Genomic DNA, 19,916 nt, shown 5'->3' on the forward strand with positions numbered 1-19,916 from the left:
CCGCAGCCGAGTATTGACCCGGACGACCCCGACAAATACGGCATAATCAGGACCGTGGACCAACAACACGTGCAGGTCGAGGTGCTCGACGTGGCCGCGGTGGACCAGATGTCAGGCAAGGTGCAGGCAGCCGCGGCGAGCCCGGAGATGGACGACAGGGTGCGCCGGTGGAGCGAGGACAACCCGCTGGCCGCGAAACAGGCCACCCGGCGACCGGACGGCTACTCCTTCGCCGTCGTGGGAGAAACGCTGATGTACCTTCACCGCGCCCCGGACGGCATGGTCATCCCGCACGCTTGCTACCCGGACGGTACGGAGAAGGTCTACACCGACCACCTGCACGCCGAGGCGGCCTACGGTTAGAAACGGCCGTCGAGGCGGATGGTCGCTGGGGACCGTGTTGCGCGTTGGTTCCACAACGCTTCCACACAACGTCCATGCGACCACGACGACACCTACGCCCCCGAGCGGAGTGCGGCCGGGCCGGAACGGGTCCAGGCGACTGCTGGTATCCGTTCCGGCCCGGGCCCTGTCCGGATCAGCTGGACAGGGACAGCGCCGCGAGCGCGGCGTTGACGATCGCGCCGGGCGCGAGGTCATGCACCTGGTACAGCTCCTGCACCGAGCCGGACTGGCCGAACGAGTCCACGCCCATCGGCACGCAGGCGACGCCGAGCGCGGAGCCCAGCCACGCCATCGCGTGCGAGGAGGCGTCGTGCACCGTCACCACCGGCACGCCGGCGGGGAACGCCGTACGCAGGACGCCGGGCTGAGCGGGCGGCCGGGCGGAGCGCACGCCGTCCCGGATGGCCCCACGCCAGCCGTGATAGATGCGATCCAGCGAGGTCACGTCGACAACGTGTGCGGCGACGCCCTCGTCCGCCAGTTCCGCCGCCGCGGCGAGCGTCTCCGGCAGCACGGCGCCGGTCGCGGCGAGCGTCACCACGGGCGCGCCGGTCGCGGCCAGCTCGCTGGCGTCGACCAGCCGGTAGGCGCCGGCGAGCACCTGCTGGCGCAGCACCGCGTCGCCGAGGCGCTCCCGGGCCGCCTCGAACGGCGCCTGGTCCAGCGGCCGGGTGCTCAACCGCAGGTAGTAGGCGCCGGGCTCCTGCCGGGCGATGCGCCCCAGCGCGTCGCACAGCTGCCAGTCGAGCGCGGTCACGAAGGCCGGCTCGAGCAGCTCGACGCCGGGCAGCTCCAGCCCGATCGACGGGGTGATCGTCGACTGGTGCGCGCCGCCCTCGGGTGCGAGCGTGATGCCGGACGGGGTGCCCGCCACGACGAACCGGGAACCCGAGTAGGTCGCGTAGATGAACGCGTCCAGCCCGCGGCAGACGAACGGGTCGTAGACCGTGCCGATCGGCAGCAGCGGCTGGTCGGACAGGTCCCAGGCCAGGCCGAGCTGACCGAGCAGGAGGAACACGTTCATCTCGGCGATGCCGAGCTCGATGTGCTGGCCGGCGGGGCTCTCCGTCCAGCGCAACACCGCGTCCTCGGTCCAGGACTGCCGCGCCTGCGGCGAGAACACCCCGGCGCGGTTGACGAAGCCGGCCAGGTTGGTCGACGTCGCCACGTCCGGCGCGGTCGTCACCAGCAACGGCGCGACCTCCGGTACGCGGCTCAGGTTCACCAGCACCCGACCGAACGCCTCCTGGGTGGACAGCGGACGGCTCGACCGCAGCCCGGTGCCGGACGGCACGGTGACCGGCTCGTGCTGGCGAGGGGCCGGGCGGGTCAGCTCCGCGCGCCGGCGCTCCACCAGCGCCCCGGCCGGCGTGGCCGGGTCGAGGCGGTCCCACTCGGTGGCCTCGGTCAGCCCGTTGGCCGCCCGCAGCGTGGCGATCTGTTCGGTCGTGAGCAGGGCGGAGTGGTTGCGCGCGTTGCCCGCGATCGGCAGGCCCCAGCCCTTGACGGTGTACAGGAAGATGACGCTCGGCCGGTCGGTGACCGCGTCGGCGGCCTGCAACGCCTCCAGGATGCTCGCCGGGTCATGCCCGGCAAGGTCCGTGAGGAGCGGGACCAGCTCCGCGTCCGGCACCGCACGCAGCAGTTCGACGACCGCCTGTGGCGCGCCCTCGCAGAAGTGTGCCCGCGCCGCGCTGGGGTTCATCCCGAACAGGGCCTGGTAACGCTCGTTCGGCATCTCGTCCAGCCAGGCCCGCAGTGCGTCCCCGCCGGGCCGGGCGAAGGCGCTCCGCAGCCGGCGCCCGTACTTGACCTCGATGGTGTGCCAGCCGGCCGCCTGGAACAGCCCGTCCCACTGACCGATCCGGACGCCGGGCACGACCCGGTCCAGCGACTGCCGGTTGAAGTCGACGATCCAGGTGACATTGCCCAGGCCGGCGGTGGCGGTGTCGGCGACCGCCTCCCACACGTTGCCCTCGTCCAGTTCGGCGTCGCCGAGCAGGGCGATGAAGCGGCTGTGCGGCCGGGCCCCGAAGTGCGCGTCGACGTACCGGCGCACCGCGGCGGCGAACAGGGGCGCCGCGGCACCCAGCCCGACCGAGCCGGTGGAGAAGTCGACCTGGTCGGGGTCCTTGGTGCGGCTGGGGTAGGACTGGAGCCCGCCCAGGGCCCGCAGCCTGGTGAGGTACGACCGGTCCAGCCGGCCGAGCAGGTACTCGATGGCGTGGAAGACCGGTGACGCGTGCGGCTTGACGCTGACCCGGTCGGCCGCGTCCAGGTGCGCGAAGTAGAGGGTGGTCAGCACCGACACCATCGACGCCGACGACGCCTGGTGCCCGCCGACCTTCACCCCGTCCCCGGTGTTCCGGTCGTGGTTGGCGCTGTCCACCATGCGGGTGGCGAGCCACAGCACCCGGCGCGAGATCTCCTCGAGCAGCGGGACCGACCGGTCCACCGGCGGCGTCTGGTCGACGCCCGTACCCTGTGCTGTCTCGATCACGACCGTACCTCCCGAATGCCTTGTTCTATGAGGGTGTTGAACGCCAGGATCTGCAGATCCGGCACCGCCACGGCGGTCAACCGGCCGCTGACGGCGGCGTAGGACAGCCCGTGCCTTCGGGCCGCCTCGACGACCGCGACGTGAGCCGCCGCGATCTGCGGATGCGCCAGCTCGCCCGGGATGCCGAGGTCGTAGCTCAGGTCCCGTTCGCCCACGAGCAGCGCGTCGACGCCGGCCACGCCGGCGATCTGGTCCAGTTCGGCAAGGCCGCGACCGGTCTCGATCTGCACGCACACCCACGGCGGGCCGAGCACGTCGGCCCGCCGGCCGTAGCTGGTGACCCGGCTCGCGCTGACGCCACGATGGCCTTGTGGCGGCGGCGAGACGGCCGAGACCCATGCCCTCGCCGTGTCCGCGTCGTCGACCCGCGCCGCGATCACGCCGTCGCCGTCGGCGTCGAGGAACCGCGCCGCCCGGGCCGGCTCCGAGACGGCGACGCGGATCGCGACGCGGGCCCCGTTCGCGTGCGCGACGAGCGCCGCGATCCCGGCTTCGGCGTCGGAGATCGCGCCGTGCTCCAGGTCGAGGATGACGGCGTCGACATCGCGTGCCAGCAACTCCACGACGACCGGGTCGGCCGTCGGGGTGAGTACCGCCATGCCGGACAGGCCCGCCCCGCGCCTTTGCCGAGCGGCCCCGCCGCTGCCCTCCGACCTGTTCACGCATCGACCTCCACGCCGCCGCGCAGCGCCTCGCGAACCCGCCGCTTGATGGTCAGGAAGGTCTCCTCCATCTCCACCTCCGAGGTGCGCGGCCGGGGAAGGTCGACGATGATGTCCAGCACCACCCGGCCGGGGCGCTTGCTGAGCACGACCACCCGGTCGCCCAGCAGGATCGCCTCGTCCACGTCGTGGGTCACGAACAGCACCGTGCCCCGGTAGGACTCCCGGACCCGCAGCAGCAGGTCCTGCAGCGTGAGCCGGGTCTGCGCGTCCAGTGCGCCGAACGGCTCGTCCATCAGCAGCAGGCGCGGCTCGTTCGCCAGTGACCGGGCGATCGCGACCCGCTGGCGCATGCCACCGGAGAGCTGACGCGGATAGTGGTTCTCGAATCCCGACAGGCCCACCGCCTCGAGCACCTCACGGGCCTTGGCGTTGGCTTCCTTCTTGCCCATGCCACGCACGAGAGGGCCGTAGCAGACGTTCTCCAGCGCGGTCAGCCACGGGAACACCGCGCCGTCCTGGAACACCATGCCGCGGCTGTGGTGCGGACCCGTCACGACCTCGCCGTCGAACCACACCTTGCCGGTGGTCGGCGGCTCGATGCCGGCCGCGGCCGACAACAACGTGGACTTGCCGCAGCCGCTGGGACCGACCACGCAGACGAACTGCGACTCCGCGATGCCCAGGTCCAGCCGGTCCAACGCCTTCGTGACCTTCTTGGACCGGGAGTCGGCGAACTCCTTGCTGACACCGTCGAAACGGACCAGATCACTCATCGCACGTCCGTCCTGAACACTCGACGCAGCAGCCACTGCACCGGCGCGTCGCTGAGCACGCCCAGCAGGCCGATGAGGACCATCAGGGAGATGATGATGTCGGGTCGCAGGCTCTCCCGGGCCAGCAGCAACGACGCACCAAGTCCCTCGTTCACGCCGGTGAACTCCCCCAGGATCATGTAGATCCAGGAGTACGCCAGACCGAGCCGGAGCCCGTTGAGCACGGAGGGGATCGAGGCGGGCAGTGCCACCGTCCGGACGGCCTGCAGCGTACTGGCGCCCAGCGTGCGGGCGGCCCGGATCAGGTTGGGCTCGATGAACCGCACGCCCTGGATGGTGGACAGTGCGATCGGGAAGAACGAGCCGAGCGAGATCAGGAACACCGCGGACGGCGTGCCGAACCCGAACCAGATCAGCGCCAGCGGCAACCAGCAGATGCCGGGGACGCTGCGCAGCAGACCGATCATCGGTTCGAGGAGCGCCGCGGCCGTCCTGGAGAAGCCGACCGCGAGGCCCACCGGCACGCCGATCAGGGCACCGACGAGGAACCCGCCGGCCACGCGCTTCAGGCTCGCCCACAGGTCGATGACGAACGTACCGGAGTACTGCCCGCCGTCGCGCGGCCCGAAGATGTAGGTGTTGGCGCCCTCCACCACCTTGGCCGGGCTGGGCAGCTGGAAGGAGGTGAAGAAGTGCGGTGCCCAGAACTGCCACGCCAGGAGGATCAGCAGCGGCAGCACCGCCCCCACGGCGATGCGGGTGAGCCGGTTGCTACCGACTCCCCACCGCACCGCCGCGGAGCGCGGCTGACGCTGTGGCGGGTCAAGAGCCGCCACTGCCGACTGCCTTGCTGTACGTGTCGTTGACGATCGGCTTGACGTCAACGTCCGTGGTGACCAGACCGATCGCCTTGAGCTGGACGGCCAGCTCCTGGTAGTTCTTGACGAAGGTGTCGTCGATCTTCCAGGCGAATTCGAGGTTCTCCAGCGACTTCTCGGTCGCGGCGCGGTCCGCGCCCCAACCCTCGGCCACCCCGGGCACCAGGCTCTTGTTGGCGGTGATCTCGTCAATCGCCTTGGCCTGCGCCGAGACCACGTGCTGGACCAGGCTCGACTTCTTGTCGATGACGTCCTGGCTGGTCAGGATGCCGGCGTTGATGGTGCCGATGGAGGTGTCGTACGGGGCGACCAGGGACCGTCCGCAGTTCTTGAGGATGGCGACCGACGAGTTCGGCTCGTTGCCGACGAAGGCGTCGACCTGCTTGTCGCACAGCGCGGTCGGCATGTCGGCGAGGCCGACCTTGACCATCTTCACGTCCGTGCCGGGGTTCATGCCCGCGCCCACGAGCAGCTGCCGGGCGACCACGTCATGGATCGAGTTCGGCGCGTAGCCGATGGTCTTGCCGCGCAGGTCGGCGACGGAGTTGATGCCACTTTCGTTGCCGACGATGACGCCGGTGCCCTTGGTGGCGGTCTGGGCGATGACCCGGATCGGCTGGGACTGCGCGTTGGCCACGATCGCGATGGTCAGGCCGGTGCAGGCCACGTCGATGCTGCCCGCGAGCAGTGCGGTGACCTGGTCAGCCGGTGCGGTGTAGTAGCTCGGGGTGACCTTGGAACCGGGGGGAAGGTGCTTCTCCCAGAGGGTGGTCGGGGCGCAGGCCGATGCCTTGATGATGCCCACTCGGATGTTGACGGCGTCGGTGGCGGACGAGCCGGAGCCGGATTCGGAGTCGCTACCACAGCCGGTGGCGGCGACGGCCAGGACGGTGGCCGCTCCCAGAGCGGTGGCCATTTTTACTATGCGTGATCTCATGTGCCGTAACTCCCAACTGAGGGGGCTGAGGGGGGCTGAGTGGGGTTGATACTGTTTTCGAAACAATCAGCCGGCGTCTGCCGACTTCGGCGAGAGCGCGAGCTCCCAGATGTTCTTGCTGAGACGCCGCTCGTCCGCGACGAGCTGCGCCGACTCGTAGATTTCGCCACCCTTGATGACCTGGCGTACCTGCTCCAGCGCGTAGGGGTCGGCCAGTGGGTCGCCGTCGACGATGGCGATGTCGGCCCGCAGGCCGGGCGCGATCGTCCCGTGCCGGTCGGCCATCCGGAACGCCTCGGCCGGCCACCTGGTGCAGGCCAGCAACGAGTCGTGCGGGTCCATGCCCGCCTCGCGCAACAGCGCGACCTCCTCGGCGAAACAGCCGACCGTGTCCGTGCCCACCAGCATCTTCACGCCAGCGTCGATGGCGGCGCGGACCGCGGACTTGTGCGGCGGGATCAGCGGCGTGTGCCGGTCGGCCCAGACCTGGCCGCGGTCGAACCGGGGGTGCGTGGTCTGCACGTCGTACGAGCTGATGGTCGGCGTCAGGTACACGCCGTCGGCGGCCATCCGGCGCGCCAGCTCGTCCGTCAGGTAGTGGCCGTGGTCGATGATGTCGGCGCCGTTGTCGAGGACGGTACGGATCGCCTCCTCACCCATCACGTGGCAGCAGGCGAGCGCGCCGTGCCGGCGCACCTCCGCGTAGGCGGCGGCGACCTCCTCGGCCGAGAAGCCGGGCAGGGTGTGTGTGCCGTCCGGGGCGACCACCGGGTCATCGCTCGCCATGAGCTTGATGAAGTCGGCGCCTTCCTTGAACTGCTGCCGCACCGCGGCGATCATCTCGTCCGGGCCGTCCGCCTCCATGCACACCGACCAGGCGTGCCGGCCGGAGGCCACCAGCGGGCTGCCGCAGGCGATGACCGTCGGGCCGAGCAGCCGGCCGTCGTTGATGATGTCGCGGACGGCCAGGTGGATGCCGCGCGGTCCGGCCATGTCCCGGGCCAGGGTGATGCCCTGGGCGAGCAGGACCTTGGAGACCCGGAACGCGTGGGCGTAGAGGTCGGCGTCGCCCCGGGTGAGCACCTTGCTGACGTCACCGGTCATATACATGAAGGACAGGTGCACGTGGGCGTTGGTCAGCCCCGGCAGCACCGTGCCACCGGACGCGTCGATCGTGACGTCCGCGGCCGGGACGGACCCGTCGTCGAGCACGTCGGCGATCAGACCGTCCTCAAGGACGACCGTCGCCGGACGCGAGCCACGGGCGATGCCGTCGAAGACGGCACCACCGTGAATGACTGTGCGAGTCATGAGTTGTCGCCCAGTCGCCAGGTCGAGCCGCCGAGGTCCTCGGCCTGCCCGGTCTGGAAGCCCGCCCGCTCGACGCCGGTCTGGAAGTAGAGCACCCGAGCGTCGGTGAAGCCCGTGTTGCGCAGTCCGTGGAAGGTGCCGCGCGGGATCCACACCCAGTCCATCTCGCCGAGGTGGTGGTCGTTGCCGTCCGCGTCGAGCGCCGCGGCACGACCGGAGACCACGACGTAGATCTCGTCGAAGTCGTTGTGTACGTGCACGCCGGGCGAGGAGACGCCCGACGGCAGGACGATGAGCCCGCCGGTGCACGACTCGGTGGTGACCGCGCCGGGGTCGTTGCGGTTCATGTGCAGGTAGCCCTCGGGTCCGCCGACCGGCGTGATGATCCAACGGCCGTGGCCGGGGACGTCGTTGTTGGTGTTGCCCCAGAAAGGCTTCAGGTCAGCCTGTCGTATTACCTGGATGCCCATGCGTCTACTCCTTGTTTTGCAGTCCGACCAGATCCGGTCGAAGAGGGCTGTGCATTTCGACCACCCACGCCTCTTCCGGCGCGTGGGTGGAGTGGTAGACCCCGACGGGGTGGTGCCAGACGTCGCCGGGGCCCAGTTCGATGTCGTCGTCGTCGCCGATCCGCATGCGCACCCGCCCCCGCACCACGACGCCCATCGACTCGTGCTCCGGATGGTTGTGCCAGGGGTGGTCGAAGCCCGCGGGCAGCACCAGCTTCACGGCCATCAGCTGGGTTCCCACGATCAGGTTCAGCCGCGGCGGCGTGGCGATCTGCACACCGCCCGCGGCACTGAGACAGATCGCCGGTTCGGTGAGAAACAGTCGTGGCTCAGCCATCGCTCTCCTTAGGTTGGCGCTTAGCGGCCGCCGCCTTCCGCGGTCGCGCGGTGCTGCCGCCGGCGGCGCGCCGGCGTGGTGCGACGGCGTCCATGACGATGGCGAGACCGACGCTTCGGGCGAACGAGCCGATGTGTTCCCGCATCGCCGAGCCGGCCGTCGCCGAGTCGCGGGCGTGGATCGCGTCGAGGATCGTGCGGTGCTCGTCGAGCACCATGGGGCGCCGGGACGGCTCCACCAGGCTCTCCTGCCGGGTCTCGCTGAGCGTGACCAGCAGCGGCGTGACCGCGAGCACGAAGTATCCGTTGCCGGTGCAGCGGGCCAACTGCTCGTGGAAGGCGATGTCGTACCGGAGGAACTCCGAATCCGTCTCCGCCTCGCTCATGAAGAGGTACAGCCGCTGGAGCTCGGCCAGGTCCTCGACGCTGCGCCGCTGCGCGGCCAGCGACGCCACCGGCGGCTCGATCACGAGGCGGCTCTCCAGCAGTTGGTCGTGCGTCAGCTCGCCGAACTGCAACTGCAGGCCGAGCGCCTGGACCAGCTGCTTCGTGCCGGTCTGCACCACCCACGCGGAGCCGTGGTTGGCGACGATGCCGCCCTGGTCGGCCAGGCCGCGCAGCGCTTCCCGCACGGTCGAACGGCTGACGGAGAACCTGCTGGCCAGCGCCCGCTCGCTGGGCAGCTTCACCTCGCCAGCGGCATGCGTCTCGGCGAGAAGGGCCAGGATCTGGTCCCGCACATCCGCTACGGCAGACACAAGCAGCTCCTCCGAACCGGTCCGACCTGTTGAAAATTGGTCCGTCCAATATCGCAGGAGCCCCCAACATCATGTCAAGAGCCAAAAGTAGTATTTCCGCTGCTCAGAACCAATACAGATGGATCTATGCGACCGGCCGGGAGCCCGTCGCGGGCGACAAAGTGAGCGCATCAGCGACGGATGCCGGGCGACAAACGCCCACCCGTGGCCGAACGCCACGAAGGCCGCATAGCGCTAGAGTTGGCCACCGAGCGATGTTTGACCAACCGATCAAACAAAGATAGGTTGAGGCATGGCAGGCACACCAAGATTCGATCGCGATCATGTGCTTCGCGTCTCCGCACAGGCCTTCGCTGACCGCGGCTACGAAGGTGCGTCGATCAGCCACCTGGTGTCCGCAACGGGCCTACTGCGCGGAAGCCTCTACGGCGCCTTCGGGAGTAAGGCGGAGCTGTTCCGTTACGCCTATCTGCACGCAACCGGCCACACGCCGCACGACGACGATCTGGTGCTGGACCTGACCGTGGTTGCCCTCCGAGAAAGAGCCGCCCACGACCCCACGGTCGCCGCCCGCACACGCGAGGTTCTAACGAGCCTGCACCAGCGCACCGGGTCTGCCAGCGACGTCATCTTCTCTCGGCTGCTCAGGCGAGCGGGCGTCGCGCCCGATCCATCACCTCGACGTCCCGACCCGCAGGGAGGAAACATTGGCTAAGGTCACGGTCACCGCCAGCGACCTTGTCGTCACCATAGAGGGCCTGCGGAAGCTGTGGACTCTCAAGAGTGAGTTGACGATCCCGTTGACCCACGTGCGCGGGGCGACGGTCGATCCCGGAATCTCCACACGATTCCCGGGCTTCTCAAAGGTCTCAGAATGGCCGGGACGGAAGGTCCTCGGCACGGACTGGTACGGCCGCTACCTCGGCGGGACGTTCTCCCAGGATGGCGACCGGGTGTTCTGGGATGTCGGGAACCCGGACAAGGCCATTGTCATCACCGTGGACAGCGAGGATTTCACCCGGCTCTACATCGAGGTCGACGACCCGGAAGCGACCGTCCGCGCGATCGAGGCGGCCATCCGCGATCACTGAGTGCCGCGCCAGGCGTGTCGCGCCGTCAGCACCGCGTAAGGTGAGCGCCCATGACGATTCGGGTCGTCGTGGCTGAGGACAGCTTCCTGATCCGGGAGGCGCTGCGCGCGGTGCTGCGCGCCCACGGCGGCGTCGAGTTGGTCGCCACGGTTGAGGATGTCGAGGCGTTGCTGGCGGCGGTCGAGGCACACCGTCCCGATGCGGTGATCACCGATGTGCGGATGAGGCCCGACCACGACGACGAGGGCATCCGGGCGGCCGAGGCGCTGGCCCGCAGCCATCCGGAACTCGGGGTCGTCGTGCTGTCCCAGTACATCGAGCCCGAGTGGGCCCGCCGGCTTTTCGAACCCGGCGCCGCCCGACGCGCCTACCTGCTCAAGGAGCGGGTCGGTGACGTGGCCCAACTGCGGCACGCGCTCGACACGGTCATCGCCGGGGGCACGGTGCTGGACCCGCTCGTCGTGGACGCCCTCGTCCAGGCGCCGTCAGCACGACGCCTCGAAGCTGGCCCGGCTCACCGACCGGGAGGTGCAGGTGCTCAAGCTCGTCGCGTCGGGGCTGTCGAACCAGTCCATCGCCGACGAGCTGACGCTTTCCGTCCGGGCCATCGAGAAGCACGTCAGTTCGGTAATGGAGAAGCTCGACCTGCCGCCCGACGACACCCGCGTGCACCGGCGGGTACGGGCTGCGGCTCTCTACCTGTCGACGCTGCGCGGCTGAGCCGGGACCACACCCGTCACCTGCGTACCGCGACCCGGCGCGGAGTCGATCGTCATGTGTCCCCGCAGCGCGGTGATCCGGTCGTCCATATTGGTCAGGCCGGTGCCCCCGGTACGCGTCGCGGGGTCGAAACCGACGCCGTCGTCGGCCACAGTGAATCGGAGCCCGTCGCCGGACGCGGCCAGGCGTACCGTCACCCGTCTCGCACCAGCGTGCCGTACCGCGTTCTGCACCGCCTCGAGACAGGTGAAGTAGAGCGCGGTCTCCACCGCCGGCTCCCAGCGGCCCACGCCGTCGGCCTCCACCGTCACCGGCGTGCCCAGGTCCTGGCAGTGCAGGGTCAGCGCCGAGGCGACGCCGGAGCTGCGCAGCACCGGTGGGTAGAGGCCGCGCGCGAGTCCGCGAAGCTCGGTGACCGCCGAGTCGACCTCGTCCGCGACCGTACCCAGGGCGTCAGCCAGCTCGCCCAGCCCACGGCCGGAGGCCAGCGCGTGCGCGGCGCCTGCGCGCATACGGATCGACAGCAGCCGCGTCTGTACCCCGTCGTGCAGGTCGCGCTCCAGGCTGCGCCGGGCGCTGTCCTGCGCCTCGACCAGCCGGCGGCTGACCGCCTGGAGCTGCTCCAACCGCTCGCGCAGTTGGGCGGACAACTGGTCGTTGTGCACCGCGACCCCGACCACGTTGGCCACGTCCCCCAGCACCGCGGCGGCGTCGGGGGTCAGGTCGACGCTGGCGTGCGCGAACAGCCGCAGCGTGCCGATGCGCTGTTCACTGTGGACAATCTCAGCCTCAAGCACGGGCTCCCCCGCGGGCGGCGGCCCCGTGGCGGCAACCCGCGACCCGCCGAGCCACGCCTCCGCGCGGCTGGCTCCGGTGCTGCGCACCAGCAGCTCGACGGCGTCGGCGAGGACCGCCGCGGCGCCCGGTGAGCCTGTCGTACGGGCGGCGAGCTGCGACACGACCTCCGTACGGTCGGCGTGACGCCGGAACAGCACGCGGTCGACGAGGCGGCGGGCCCGACGCCGTACGGGTTCCACCGCGACGGCCACCACAGCGACCGCCAGCAGCGCCAGGAGCTGATCCTCGAACCGCCGGCTGACCAGCGTGCCGGCCCCGATGACGATGCCGACGTAGATCAGTATCGCGACGACCGAGAGGATGCCCGCGACGGCGGCTCGGCCGAGGAGCGGCTCCAGGTCGTGCAGCCGGTACCGCGCCACCGCCAGGGAATAGACGGTCAGCAGCGCGTAGAGGCTGATGAGGCTGGCGACGATGTAGGCATCCCACCACGGCGTGGGGTAGAGCAGGATCATTACCAGCGCCATCGTCCCGGCAGTCGCGCCGATCATGCGGTACGGGTAGCGCTGCCCGGCCGGGGCCCGTCGCCACCGCAGGGCGAGCGCGACCACGCTGGCGACCGTCGCGCCGATGATGAGCAGGCCGCCCGAGGCGAGCAGCACATCGATGACGGGCGGGTAGGCCACGTTGGTCCACGTGCTGCCCGGCCAGGCGTCGATGGCGTTTCCCAGCATGAACAGCGCGGCTCCGCCCAGCGCGGCGCCGGACGCCCACCGCCAGCGCGGTCCCGGCAGCTGACCGTCGGGGAAGAGCAGCAACAGGACGGTGGCCGTGAGCACCACCGTCGGCACCCAGATCCAGGCCTGCACCCACACCGGGACCGCCGCGTCGAGCGGAAGCCAGGCCATCTGGTACTGCGGCAGCTCGAAGACCTCGGGCCCGCTGAAGCCGGCCGCCACGATGCGCGCGTCGGCGAGGGCCGCGGCAACGGAGTGGGCCACGCTCAGCAGCCCGATCGCAAGCAGCACGCGGCCGGCCCCGTTGCCGGGCCGGCGCAGCAGCACCAGCCGCGACATCCACAGCAGGACCACCGCCGGTGGGCCGTTGTGGAGCAGGAACAGACTCAGGTAGGCGTCGAGGGGACGCTGCCGCCACCACATCGAGGCAAAGACCACCACCACCGCCAAGGTCCCGGCCACGGCCGTGACGCCGAGCGCACGGCGGCGGTCCCTGGGCAGCATGCGACCGAGTATGGGCGGCCGCGCACGCTGCTGGAAGCGTGTGGGCCGAAGCCCGCGGAGCGTGCTGGCCACACCCCAGATCGGGTGTTGCCACGCTGTCGGGCGACTCCCCTTCATTGCGACCGTGTGTCCAACGGTCCCTCTTCGAACGGGAGTCCCCATGACCGCAACGACCACCAGCGAGGTCGCACCGGCCGCCGGCACCGCCGCGCCGGCACTGCCGACCCGCATCTACGGCGTCGCCGCCGTGCTCGCGGCGATCCTGCTCGTCGCGAGCACCATCGCCTTCATCGTCCGGGGCGGCTTCACGAACGACGCGATGAACAACGGCATTCTGGGGGGCACACTCGTCGTCTGGACGGTCTTCGCCCTGATCCTCACCTTCGCCGGCGTGTCCCGCCTCATGGAGCCGCGCTTCCGGCGGTGGTCCAAGGCGCTGCTCATCCTCTCCGCCACCTATGCGGCGAGCGTTGGCTTCGGCCTGCACAGCATCGACATGGAGTACTACGGCCGCTCCTTCGACGCCGATAACGAGTTGGCGACCGGCCAGCAGGTCATCGGCTTCTTCGCCATGTACCCGTGGGGCGCGCTCGGCCCGGTCACCTTCATCCTCATCGGCGTCCTGCTGTGGCGGGCAGGGCAGGTGCCGGCCTGGGCGGGCATTGTGCTGGTGGCCGGTGGCGTGCTGTTCATCCCGGGCCGGGAGGGGAACATCGGCCTCACCGTGGCAACGGACATTCTGCTGTTCGTCGGGCTCCTCGCGATCGCCCGGGCGCTGCTGGCCGCCGCCCGCCGCGACGCCTGACCCGGCCGGCCGAGAGTGGTAGCCGCACCTGAACCCTGCGGCTACCATCCCGATCGGTACCCGGGCCCAGTCGTGGACGCGAGGGTTGTGTGCTCCGGCGCCGGCGGAGATGCGGCACCACGCCTGCGCGGGCAACGCCGCAACGAGTTCGTTGACGCGGGCGTTGCCCATCCGCGTGATGATGACGTCGTCGTTGCGGCGGGCGCGGACGGCGTCTGGCGACCCCGGCCCTGAGCAGCCAAGACCGCTGACGCACGCGGCCAGGCAGGCTAAACTAACCCCTTAGCTAGGCGAGGGGGTCGCGCCATGTCGGCTGAGGCGGCGCACTACAACATGCACGATGCCAAGACCCACCTGTCGCGCATCATCGAACGGGTGGAGCACGGCGAGGAGATCATTATCGACCGGGCGGGCACCCCGGTGGCGAAGATCGTACCGCTGGTCCGGCGGGCCAACCGCACCGCAATCGGCTCCCTCGCCGGCCAATTGGACCTCTCTGGCGACTGGGACTCACCACAGACCAATGCCGAGATCGCCGACGACTTCGGCATCGGCGCATGAACCTGCTGCTGGACACTCACGTCGCGCTCTGGGCCATTACCGGTGACCCGACCCTCGGCACCGAGTTACTCGACCGACTACGCCACGAGCCGGACGTCTTCCTCTCCCCGGTCACCCTGTGGGAAATCACCATCAAACAGAATACGGGGAAACTCGCCGGACCCCCTGACCTCGCAGAGCGGGTAAGAGACATGGGCTTCCGAGAACTCCCGGTGACCCACGCCCACGCTATCGCCGCCGGCCGCCTGCCACCGCATCACCGCGATCCCTTCGACCGCATGCTGGTGGCGCAGGCAATCACCGAAGGGCTGACCCTTGCCTCCCGCGACGCGTCGATAACGCTGTACGACGTGGACGTCCTCAAGGTGTGATCAGACAGCTCGGTCCACGCCTGATACCCGCGAGAGACCAGGCCCAGCTCGCCCCCTGGCCGCCCCCTACCATTCCGAGCGCGGAGATATACACCGTGGTCTCGTCGCAGCAGACGCGAGACGCGCTCAAGCGCCTGGGCGAAAGCCTCGACCGATGATGGCGGCGGCCCGTTGCTGTACTTCGCTGCTGTACGCCCTGGTATTGACCGCCACGCGGCGCCGCGAACAGGCCATTGACCTGCGGAGATGGTGGGGCGGGCGGGACTCGAACCCGCGACCCAGGGATTATGAGTCCCCTGCTCTAACCGGCTGAGCTACCGCCCCGGCGCGGACAGCTTACCTACGGAGGGCAAACGAGTAATGGACGGGATCGCCAAGATCCCGTCCATGATCGTCGAGTGGAGCTCCCCCGTTTGGACTCGAACCAAAAACCTGCCGGTTAACAGCCGGCTGCTCTGCCAATTGAGCTACGGGGGACCGTGCCTGAGGCCTCGACAAGAGTACACAACGATTGGGGGGTTCGCGCCAGGGGGTATCCCGCGCGCATCCGCAGAGCCGGACATCAGTCCCCAGCCAGGACAGATCAGGGACGCACCCGGCAGGATGAAGCATGAAACGGGGCCGGGGCGGGCAGGATGGGAGTCACCGGGCAGCACGGCAGAGAGGGGATTGACCATGCGCGGCAAGCTTCTGTTCATCGGCGGCTTGGCGGTCGGCTACGTGCTGGGCTCCAAGGCCGGTCGGCAGCGCTACGAGCAGATCGTGGCGCGGGGCCGTCAGGTTTGGGAGAGCCCCACGGTGCAGGAGGCGGCCGGTGTCGTTCAGGCGCAGGCCACCAAGCTGTACGACCAGAGCAAGAACGTCGTCACCGACAAGATTCACTCCGTGAAGGACCGTCGCTCGCAGTCTTCCGCGAGCGAGACCGACACCGACACGGAGGGTGCCTGGGATACGGCGAACCGTCGGGCGGGCTTCACCGCCAACGCGTTCTGATCCGGCTCATGGGCGCGTCTCACGTTTGAGGGCCCGGCGTCGGGCCCTCAAACGTGACGTAGCCCAGCGCGCCGCTGAGGTGCTCCAGGAACAGCGGTTCCGAGTACGCCTCAACGGTGTGTCCCAGGGCCGTGTAGAACATGCGCCCGCCGAGCCGGTCGTGACACCAGGCCAGCGGGTGCGGCTCCCCCATGGTCGCGCCGGCGTAGCTGGCCTCGTCCGCCGCGAGGAGCGTCCGGACGCCGGTCGGGCGGGCCGCGAAGTCGTACCACTCGTCGACCCGTTCCCACCGCGGCGGGAGCCCGGCCGTGGCCGGGTGATCACGCGTGCGGACGTCGACCACACCGGCCTGGACCTCCGGGTGTCCGGTGAACTCCGCGCCGAGCAGGTCGCGGTAGAACGGCCAGTCGGGCTCCGCGAGGATCGCCGCGTGCACGCCCAGGAACCCGCCGCCACCGGTAATGAACCCGGCCACCGCGTCGCGTGCGGCCGCGTCCAACACCGGGCCCGTGGTCTGCAGAAAAACCATTGCCTGGTACGTCCGGAGGTCCGCGCCCGTGAAGACGGACGGGTCCTCGGTCGCGTCCACGGCGAAGCCGGCCCGGGTGGCGACGCGGCGGAGGGCGGCCACCCCGGCGGGGATGGACTCATGCCGGTACCCGGTGGTTCTGGAGAACACGAGGACGCGGGGGCTGGCCATCCCGCGAGGCTAACGGACGTGTCGCCGGCCGTGGCGGGGGTAAGGGCCAGGCATGAGCGAGGAACCCCAACAGCAGCCGCCGGGCACGACCTCGGCGATGAACCGTAAGCCCGACCACGGCGAGGAGTCCTACCGGGGCTCGGGCCGGCTCGCCGGCAAGGCCACGATCATCACGGGTGGCGACAGCGGCATCGGCCGCGCGACCGCCATCGCGTTCGCCCGGGAGGGGGCGGACGTGCTCATCTCGTACCTGAACGAGGACGACGACGCCCGCGACACGGCGGCGCTGGTGGAGGCGGCCGGCCGCAGGGCCGTGCTCGTGCCGGGCGACCTATCGGACCGGGCGCAGTGCCAGGCGGTGATCGACCGGGCGGTCGAGGAGTTCGGCCGGGTGGACGTGCTGGTCAACAACGCCGCCTACCAGATGACCCACGAGAAGGTCGAGGAGATCTCGGACGAGGAATGGCTGCACACCTTCGACGTGAACATCACCGCCATGTTCCGGCTGGTGCAGGCGGCCCTGCCCCACCTGGGCGAGGGTGCCTCGATCATCAACACCAGCTCGATCAACGCCGACCAGCCTCGGCCGACGCTGCTGCCCTATGCCACGACGAAGGGCGCGATCGCGAACTTCACGGCGGGCCTGGCCCAGCTGCTGGGCGACCGGGGCATCCGGGTGAACGCGGTGGCGCCGGGGCCGATCTGGACGCCGCTGATCCCGTCGACGATGCCGCCCGACCACGTGGCGGAGTTCGGCAAGAACACTCCCCTCGGCCGGGCCGGCGAGCCGAAAGAGGTGGCACCCGTGTTCGTGCTGCTCGCCTCGGACGAGGCCAGCTACATCTCGGGCGCGGTGATCCCGGTGACCGGCGGCAAGCCGATCCTGTGAGTCATTCGGTCGGCACGTAGGCGGCCTCGGCCACCAGCTGGGCCGTCTGCAGGACCACGAGCGGGTCGTGCGCGTCCGTGCCCTCGTCGTAGCGGACATGCCAGGTCACGCCGTCGACGCCGGGTACGCGCCGGCCGACGACGCGCACGGCCCCGCCGGCCGCCAGGGTGTGATGGGTGCTGACAGCCACCGAGCGGGTCACCCTGGTGTTGATCTGGGACGGTACGTCGCCCGGATCGGTGAGGGAGACCCGGATGGGCGGCTGGTCGGCCATGATGGTGTACCCGTCGCCGTCCCCGACCGGGGCGCCCGGAGTGATCGTCAGGCGCGGGTTGTCCCAGGTGGCCTTGTGGATCTCATGCCAGCCGAGCCGCTCCGCGCGACCGGGCAGCCACAGGCCCCGGTTGGTGGTGACGACAGTGCCGTCGTCGGTGGTGCGCGCCCAGCCGAGGACGCGCTCGTCGCGTTCCAGCGCGGGCCGGCGCTCGGCCGGCAGTTTCTTGCCGCGTCCCCACATGGTCTACAGCCCTCCGACCGTCTGCTCGCGCAGGGCGCGCGCCTGGCCTTCCAGCGAGACCAGCTCGCCGAACAGACGCAGGTGATCGTCCTGGTTGGTGACCGGGTTGATGCGTTGCAGCTTGGACTTGAGGTCGGCGATGCGGCGGCTCACAGCGTGCAGTTGCAGGCGCGCCAGCGTGATCGTGACGTACCGGGGATCGGGGTCGCCGTCGACCATGAGCGGCTGGACGGCCAGTTCGCCGACGAGCGCCTTGGCGCCCAGGTCGTCGCAGGCGTCGCGGACGGCCTCGACCCAGTTGACCCCGCCGACGGCCGAGCTGGCCCCGCCCGCGGCGCCCACCGCCTCGCGGACGGTCACGTGGAGCGGGTGCAGGTACACGTCGGCGTCGAGGGCGTCGAAGGCCGGGCCGGCGAGCACGGGCTCCTGGATGGCCAGCTTGAGCGCCTCTCGCTCGACGAGGACGCGGGGGTCATTGGCGTCCGGGGCGGTGCGTGGGGAGGGTGCCACGGCGTCACCCTGGCGGCCGGCCGCCGCGGCCACGGCCCGGGTGACCGGTTCGACGTCCATGCCGAGGTCGCCGGCGAGCTTGCGGGCGTACTCCGGGCGCAGCGCCCGATCCTTGATCCTGGCGACGAGCGGGGCGGCGACGCGCAGGGCGCCCACCCGGCCCTCGGCGGTGTCGAGGTCGTAGCGGGCGAGGGTGGAACGCAGCGCGAACGCGATGAGCGGCTCGCGGCGGGCGACCAGGTCGCGCACGGCCGCGTCGCCGTGGGCGAGGCGCAGCTCGCACGGGTCCATGCCGTCCGGGCTGACCGCGATGAAGGTCTGCGCGACGAATTTCTGGTCGTCCTCGAAGGCGCGCAGGGCGGCCTTCTGGCCGGCCGCGTCCCCGTCGAACGTAAAGATGATCTCGCCGCCGTACGCGTCCGTGTCCATGAGCAGGCGGCGCAGCACCCCGATGTGGTCGCCGCCGAACGCGGTGCCGCAGGTCGCGACCGCGAGCGGTACGCCGGCGAGGTGGCAGGCCATCACGTCCGTGTAACCCTCGACGATCACCACCCGCCCCTGCTTGGCGATCTCGCGTTTTGCCTGGTCGATGCCGTAGAGGACGTGCGACTTCTTGTAGATCGCGGTCTCGGGGGTGTTCAGGTACTTCGGGCCGTCATCGTCGTCGAACAGCTTGCGCGCGCCGAACCCGATGATGTCGCCGGCCAGGTCCTTGATCGGCCAGAGCAGCCGGCGGCGGAACCGGTCGATCGGCCCGGACCGCCCCTGCTTGGCCAGCCCCGCGTTGATCATCTCCTCGACGGAGAAGCCGCGTCGCCGCAGCTCATGCGCGAGGGCGTCCCAGGAGTCGGGGGCGAACCCGCAGCCGTAGCGCTGGGCGGCCACGCGGTCGAAGCCGCGCTGCGCCAGGAACTCCCGCGCCGCGCGGGCGGCGGGAGTGGCGAGCTGGGCGGCGTAGAACTCGGCGGCGGCCGCGTGCGCCGCGATGAGCCGCTGCTTGTTGCCCTGCTGCGCCCGTACGGGAGCGGGGCCGGCCTCCACGTACCGCAACTGCACCCCGGCGCGCGCGGCCAGCCGCTCGACCGCCTCGACGAACGTCAGGTGCTCGTGGTCCATGACGAACTTGAGCGCGTCGCCACCAGCCCCGCAGCCGTGGCAGTAGAAGACGTTGCGGGTGGCGGACACGTTGAACGACGGCGTCTTCTCGTCGTGGAACGGGCACAGCCCTTTGAGGTTGCCGCCGCCCGCCGAGCGCAGCGTCACCGATTCGGAGATCACGTCGACGATCGACGTCTTATCGCGCACGAGCGCGATGTCCTCGTCGCGGATCTTGCCGGCCACCGCCACCTCCGTCCCTACCGCCCCCCATCCTGCCCCACCACCCCACCCGCACCCCACCTGTCCCCCGGCCCCGCCGGCCGATACCCGCCCGCCAGGCGCTCGCCGGCTCTGATGCTCGCGCGCTGGTCCTCGCTCTCCGACGTTTGGGTGGTTCCGCGTGTCATGACACGCCCGAATAGCGCGCCTTTCCGCCCAAATCATCGGGCCCGTGGCCGGGCGCCCTGGAGGCGCGAAAATGGGGCGGTGG

General features: G+C 70.3%; 22 protein-coding genes, 2 tRNA genes and 1 pseudogene. 10 read left to right on the forward strand and 15 right to left on the reverse strand.

From position 1 onward, the window contains the following. The first annotated feature begins 54 nt into the window (after window positions 1-54). Window positions 55-363, forward strand: coding sequence for a hypothetical protein (locus tag ABD191_RS07590; RefSeq protein WP_344078342.1), 309 nt, complete (start codon window positions 55-57; stop codon window positions 361-363). Window positions 364-538: 175 nt separating this feature from the next. Here ABD191_RS07590 and ABD191_RS07595 read toward each other — a convergent pair whose 3' ends face one another. The 9 genes from ABD191_RS07595 to ABD191_RS07635 form a co-directional block, all read right to left on the reverse strand. After that, window positions 539-2,797 carry a transketolase-like TK C-terminal-containing protein gene (locus tag ABD191_RS07595; protein ID WP_344078417.1) on the reverse strand — a complete coding sequence of 753 codons (2,259 nt, stop codon included), beginning with the start codon at window positions 2,795-2,797 and terminating at the stop codon, window positions 539-541. A gap of 104 nt (window positions 2,798-2,901) precedes the next feature. Beyond that, window positions 2,902-3,627: an aldolase/citrate lyase family protein gene (locus tag ABD191_RS07600; protein WP_344078344.1), complete on the reverse strand. Its 726-nt coding sequence runs from the start codon at window positions 3,625-3,627 to the stop codon at window positions 2,902-2,904. After that, window positions 3,624-4,403: an ABC transporter ATP-binding protein gene (locus ABD191_RS07605; protein WP_344078346.1), complete on the reverse strand. Its 780-nt coding sequence runs from the start codon at window positions 4,401-4,403 to the stop codon at window positions 3,624-3,626. Before ABD191_RS07605 ends, ABD191_RS07600 begins: the two co-directional genes overlap by 4 nt. Further along, window positions 4,400-5,239: an ABC transporter permease gene (locus tag ABD191_RS07610; RefSeq protein ID WP_344078348.1), complete on the reverse strand. Its 840-nt coding sequence runs from the start codon at window positions 5,237-5,239 to the stop codon at window positions 4,400-4,402. The genes ABD191_RS07605 and ABD191_RS07610 overlap by 4 nt, the downstream gene beginning before the upstream one ends. Next, window positions 5,226-6,197 (reverse strand): ABC transporter substrate-binding protein, encoded by a 972-nt coding sequence (locus tag ABD191_RS07615; protein WP_344078350.1) that lies wholly within the window; start codon window positions 6,195-6,197, stop codon window positions 5,226-5,228. Before ABD191_RS07615 ends, ABD191_RS07610 begins: the two co-directional genes overlap by 14 nt. An 87-nt stretch (window positions 6,198-6,284) precedes the next feature. Beyond that, complete coding sequence (locus ABD191_RS07620; RefSeq protein WP_344078352.1) at window positions 6,285-7,529, reverse strand: amidohydrolase family protein; 1,245 nt, start codon at window positions 7,527-7,529, stop codon at window positions 6,285-6,287. Further along, window positions 7,526-7,999: a cupin domain-containing protein gene (locus tag ABD191_RS07625; protein WP_344078354.1), complete on the reverse strand. Its 474-nt coding sequence runs from the start codon at window positions 7,997-7,999 to the stop codon at window positions 7,526-7,528. The genes ABD191_RS07620 and ABD191_RS07625 overlap by 4 nt, the downstream gene beginning before the upstream one ends. 4 nt (window positions 8,000-8,003) lie before the next feature. Next, complete coding sequence (locus ABD191_RS07630) at window positions 8,004-8,375, reverse strand: cupin domain-containing protein (RefSeq protein WP_344078356.1); 372 nt, start codon at window positions 8,373-8,375, stop codon at window positions 8,004-8,006. Then, entirely contained in the window at window positions 8,368-9,132 is a 765-nt protein-coding gene (locus ABD191_RS07635) for a FadR/GntR family transcriptional regulator (RefSeq protein WP_344078358.1), read from the reverse strand. Before ABD191_RS07635 ends, ABD191_RS07630 begins: the two co-directional genes overlap by 8 nt. A gap of 292 nt (window positions 9,133-9,424) precedes the next feature. On the opposite strand from ABD191_RS07635, the gene ABD191_RS07640 reads away from it, so the two are divergent. The 4 genes and pseudogenes from ABD191_RS07640 to ABD191_RS07655 all read left to right on the forward strand — a co-directional run bounded on the left by ABD191_RS07640 (window position 9,425) and on the right by ABD191_RS07655 (window position 10,943). After that, entirely contained in the window at window positions 9,425-9,847 is a 423-nt protein-coding gene (locus ABD191_RS07640) for a helix-turn-helix domain-containing protein (RefSeq protein ID WP_344078360.1), read from the forward strand. Next, window positions 9,840-10,223: a hypothetical protein gene (locus tag ABD191_RS07645; protein WP_344078362.1), complete on the forward strand. Its 384-nt coding sequence runs from the start codon at window positions 9,840-9,842 to the stop codon at window positions 10,221-10,223. Before ABD191_RS07640 ends, ABD191_RS07645 begins: the two co-directional genes overlap by 8 nt. Window positions 10,224-10,273: 50 nt before the next feature. Next, window positions 10,274-10,543: pseudogene (locus ABD191_RS07650) on the forward strand (response regulator); the annotation flags it as partial. Window positions 10,544-10,613: 70 nt separating this feature from the next. Then, the gene (locus tag ABD191_RS07655; protein ID WP_344078364.1) at window positions 10,614-10,943 is read left to right on the forward strand and encodes a response regulator transcription factor; all 330 of its coding nucleotides are present in this window, start codon (window positions 10,614-10,616) and stop codon (window positions 10,941-10,943) included. Here ABD191_RS07655 and ABD191_RS07660 read toward each other — a convergent pair. Then, a complete protein-coding gene (locus ABD191_RS07660; protein WP_344078366.1) occupies window positions 10,919-12,982 on the reverse strand; it encodes a sensor histidine kinase in 2,064 nt (687 codons plus the stop codon). The two genes, ABD191_RS07655 and ABD191_RS07660, sit on opposite strands and share 25 nt — an antisense overlap. A gap of 160 nt (window positions 12,983-13,142) precedes the next feature. Between ABD191_RS07660 and ABD191_RS07665 the strand changes: the two genes are divergently transcribed. The 3 genes from ABD191_RS07665 (at window position 13,143) to ABD191_RS07675 (ending at window position 14,719) form a co-directional block, all read left to right on the forward strand. Beyond that, complete coding sequence (locus ABD191_RS07665) at window positions 13,143-13,787, forward strand: hypothetical protein (protein ID WP_344078367.1); 645 nt, start codon at window positions 13,143-13,145, stop codon at window positions 13,785-13,787. A 306-nt stretch (window positions 13,788-14,093) separates the two neighbouring features. After that, entirely contained in the window at window positions 14,094-14,348 is a 255-nt protein-coding gene (locus tag ABD191_RS07670; protein ID WP_344078369.1) for a type II toxin-antitoxin system Phd/YefM family antitoxin, read from the forward strand. Continuing rightward, window positions 14,345-14,719, forward strand: a complete 375-nt coding sequence (locus tag ABD191_RS07675; protein ID WP_344078371.1) for a type II toxin-antitoxin system VapC family toxin — start codon at window positions 14,345-14,347, stop codon at window positions 14,717-14,719. The genes ABD191_RS07670 and ABD191_RS07675 overlap by 4 nt, the downstream gene beginning before the upstream one ends. A gap of 247 nt (window positions 14,720-14,966) precedes the next feature. On the opposite strand, the gene ABD191_RS07680 is transcribed toward ABD191_RS07675, so the two are convergent. Both ABD191_RS07680 and ABD191_RS07685 read right to left on the reverse strand, forming a co-directional pair. Next, a tRNA-Ile gene (locus ABD191_RS07680) sits at window positions 14,967-15,043 on the reverse strand. A gap of 80 nt (window positions 15,044-15,123) precedes the next feature. Then, window positions 15,124-15,196 (reverse strand) — tRNA-Asn (locus ABD191_RS07685). Window positions 15,197-15,394: 198 nt separating this feature from the next. On the opposite strand from ABD191_RS07685, the gene ABD191_RS07690 reads away from it, so the two are divergent. Next, the gene (locus ABD191_RS07690) at window positions 15,395-15,712 is read left to right on the forward strand and encodes a hypothetical protein (protein WP_344078373.1); all 318 of its coding nucleotides are present in this window, start codon (window positions 15,395-15,397) and stop codon (window positions 15,710-15,712) included. Window positions 15,713-15,731: 19 nt separating this feature from the next. Here the strand turns inward: ABD191_RS07690 and ABD191_RS07695 are convergent, their stop codons facing one another. Next, window positions 15,732-16,412 (reverse strand): ThuA domain-containing protein, encoded by a 681-nt coding sequence (locus ABD191_RS07695; protein ID WP_344078375.1) that lies wholly within the window; start codon window positions 16,410-16,412, stop codon window positions 15,732-15,734. Between the two features lie 52 nt (window positions 16,413-16,464). Here ABD191_RS07695 and ABD191_RS07700 point away from each other — a divergent pair, with 52 nt between their 5' ends. Further along, window positions 16,465-17,301, forward strand: coding sequence for a glucose 1-dehydrogenase (locus tag ABD191_RS07700; RefSeq protein ID WP_344078377.1), 837 nt, complete (start codon window positions 16,465-16,467; stop codon window positions 17,299-17,301). Between the two features lies 1 nt (window position 17,302). Here ABD191_RS07700 and ABD191_RS07705 read toward each other — a convergent pair whose 3' ends face one another. Both ABD191_RS07705 and dnaG read right to left on the reverse strand, forming a co-directional pair. Further along, window positions 17,303-17,818, reverse strand: a complete 516-nt coding sequence (locus ABD191_RS07705) for a hypothetical protein (RefSeq protein ID WP_344078379.1) — start codon at window positions 17,816-17,818, stop codon at window positions 17,303-17,305. Between the two features lie 3 nt (window positions 17,819-17,821). Beyond that, a complete protein-coding gene (gene dnaG / locus ABD191_RS07710; RefSeq protein ID WP_425560671.1) occupies window positions 17,822-19,669 on the reverse strand; it encodes a DNA primase in 1,848 nt (615 codons plus the stop codon). Between the last annotated feature and the right edge of the window lie 247 nt (window positions 19,670-19,916).

It is taken from the genome of Luedemannella helvata (assembly GCF_039528415.1).
Taxonomy (GTDB): Bacteria; Actinomycetota; Actinomycetes; order Mycobacteriales; family Micromonosporaceae; genus Luedemannella; species Luedemannella helvata.

Bases quoted from the DNA above. Each gene is read 5' to 3' on its own strand.
- ABD191_RS07615 (WP_344078350.1), bottom strand. From the start codon at position 6,197: ATGGCCACCGCTCTGGGAGCGGCCACCGTCCTGGCCGTCGCCGCCACC.
- ABD191_RS07605 (WP_344078346.1), bottom strand. From the start codon at position 4,403: ATGAGTGATCTGGTCCGTTTCGACGGTGTCAGCAAGGAGTTCGCCGAC.
- ABD191_RS07665 (WP_344078367.1), top strand. From the start codon at position 13,143: ATGACCGCAACGACCACCAGCGAGGTCGCACCGGCCGCCGGCACCGCC.
- ABD191_RS07640 (WP_344078360.1), top strand. From the start codon at position 9,425: ATGGCAGGCACACCAAGATTCGATCGCGATCATGTGCTTCGCGTCTCC.
- ABD191_RS07660 (WP_344078366.1), bottom strand. From the start codon at position 12,982: ATGCTGCCCAGGGACCGCCGCCGTGCGCTCGGCGTCACGGCCGTGGCC.
- ABD191_RS07595 (WP_344078417.1), bottom strand. From the start codon at position 2,797: ATGGTGGACAGCGCCAACCACGACCGGAACACCGGGGACGGGGTGAAG.
- ABD191_RS07675 (WP_344078371.1), top strand. From the start codon at position 14,345: ATGAACCTGCTGCTGGACACTCACGTCGCGCTCTGGGCCATTACCGGT.
- ABD191_RS07695 (WP_344078375.1), bottom strand. From the start codon at position 16,412: ATGGCCAGCCCCCGCGTCCTCGTGTTCTCCAGAACCACCGGGTACCGG.
- ABD191_RS07690 (WP_344078373.1), top strand. From the start codon at position 15,395: ATGCGCGGCAAGCTTCTGTTCATCGGCGGCTTGGCGGTCGGCTACGTG.
- ABD191_RS07700 (WP_344078377.1), top strand. From the start codon at position 16,465: ATGAGCGAGGAACCCCAACAGCAGCCGCCGGGCACGACCTCGGCGATG.
- ABD191_RS07630 (WP_344078356.1), bottom strand. From the start codon at position 8,375: ATGGCTGAGCCACGACTGTTTCTCACCGAACCGGCGATCTGTCTCAGT.
- ABD191_RS07625 (WP_344078354.1), bottom strand. From the start codon at position 7,999: ATGGGCATCCAGGTAATACGACAGGCTGACCTGAAGCCTTTCTGGGGC.
- ABD191_RS07620 (WP_344078352.1), bottom strand. From the start codon at position 7,529: ATGACTCGCACAGTCATTCACGGTGGTGCCGTCTTCGACGGCATCGCC.
- ABD191_RS07705 (WP_344078379.1), bottom strand. From the start codon at position 17,818: ATGTGGGGACGCGGCAAGAAACTGCCGGCCGAGCGCCGGCCCGCGCTG.
- ABD191_RS07670 (WP_344078369.1), top strand. From the start codon at position 14,094: ATGTCGGCTGAGGCGGCGCACTACAACATGCACGATGCCAAGACCCAC.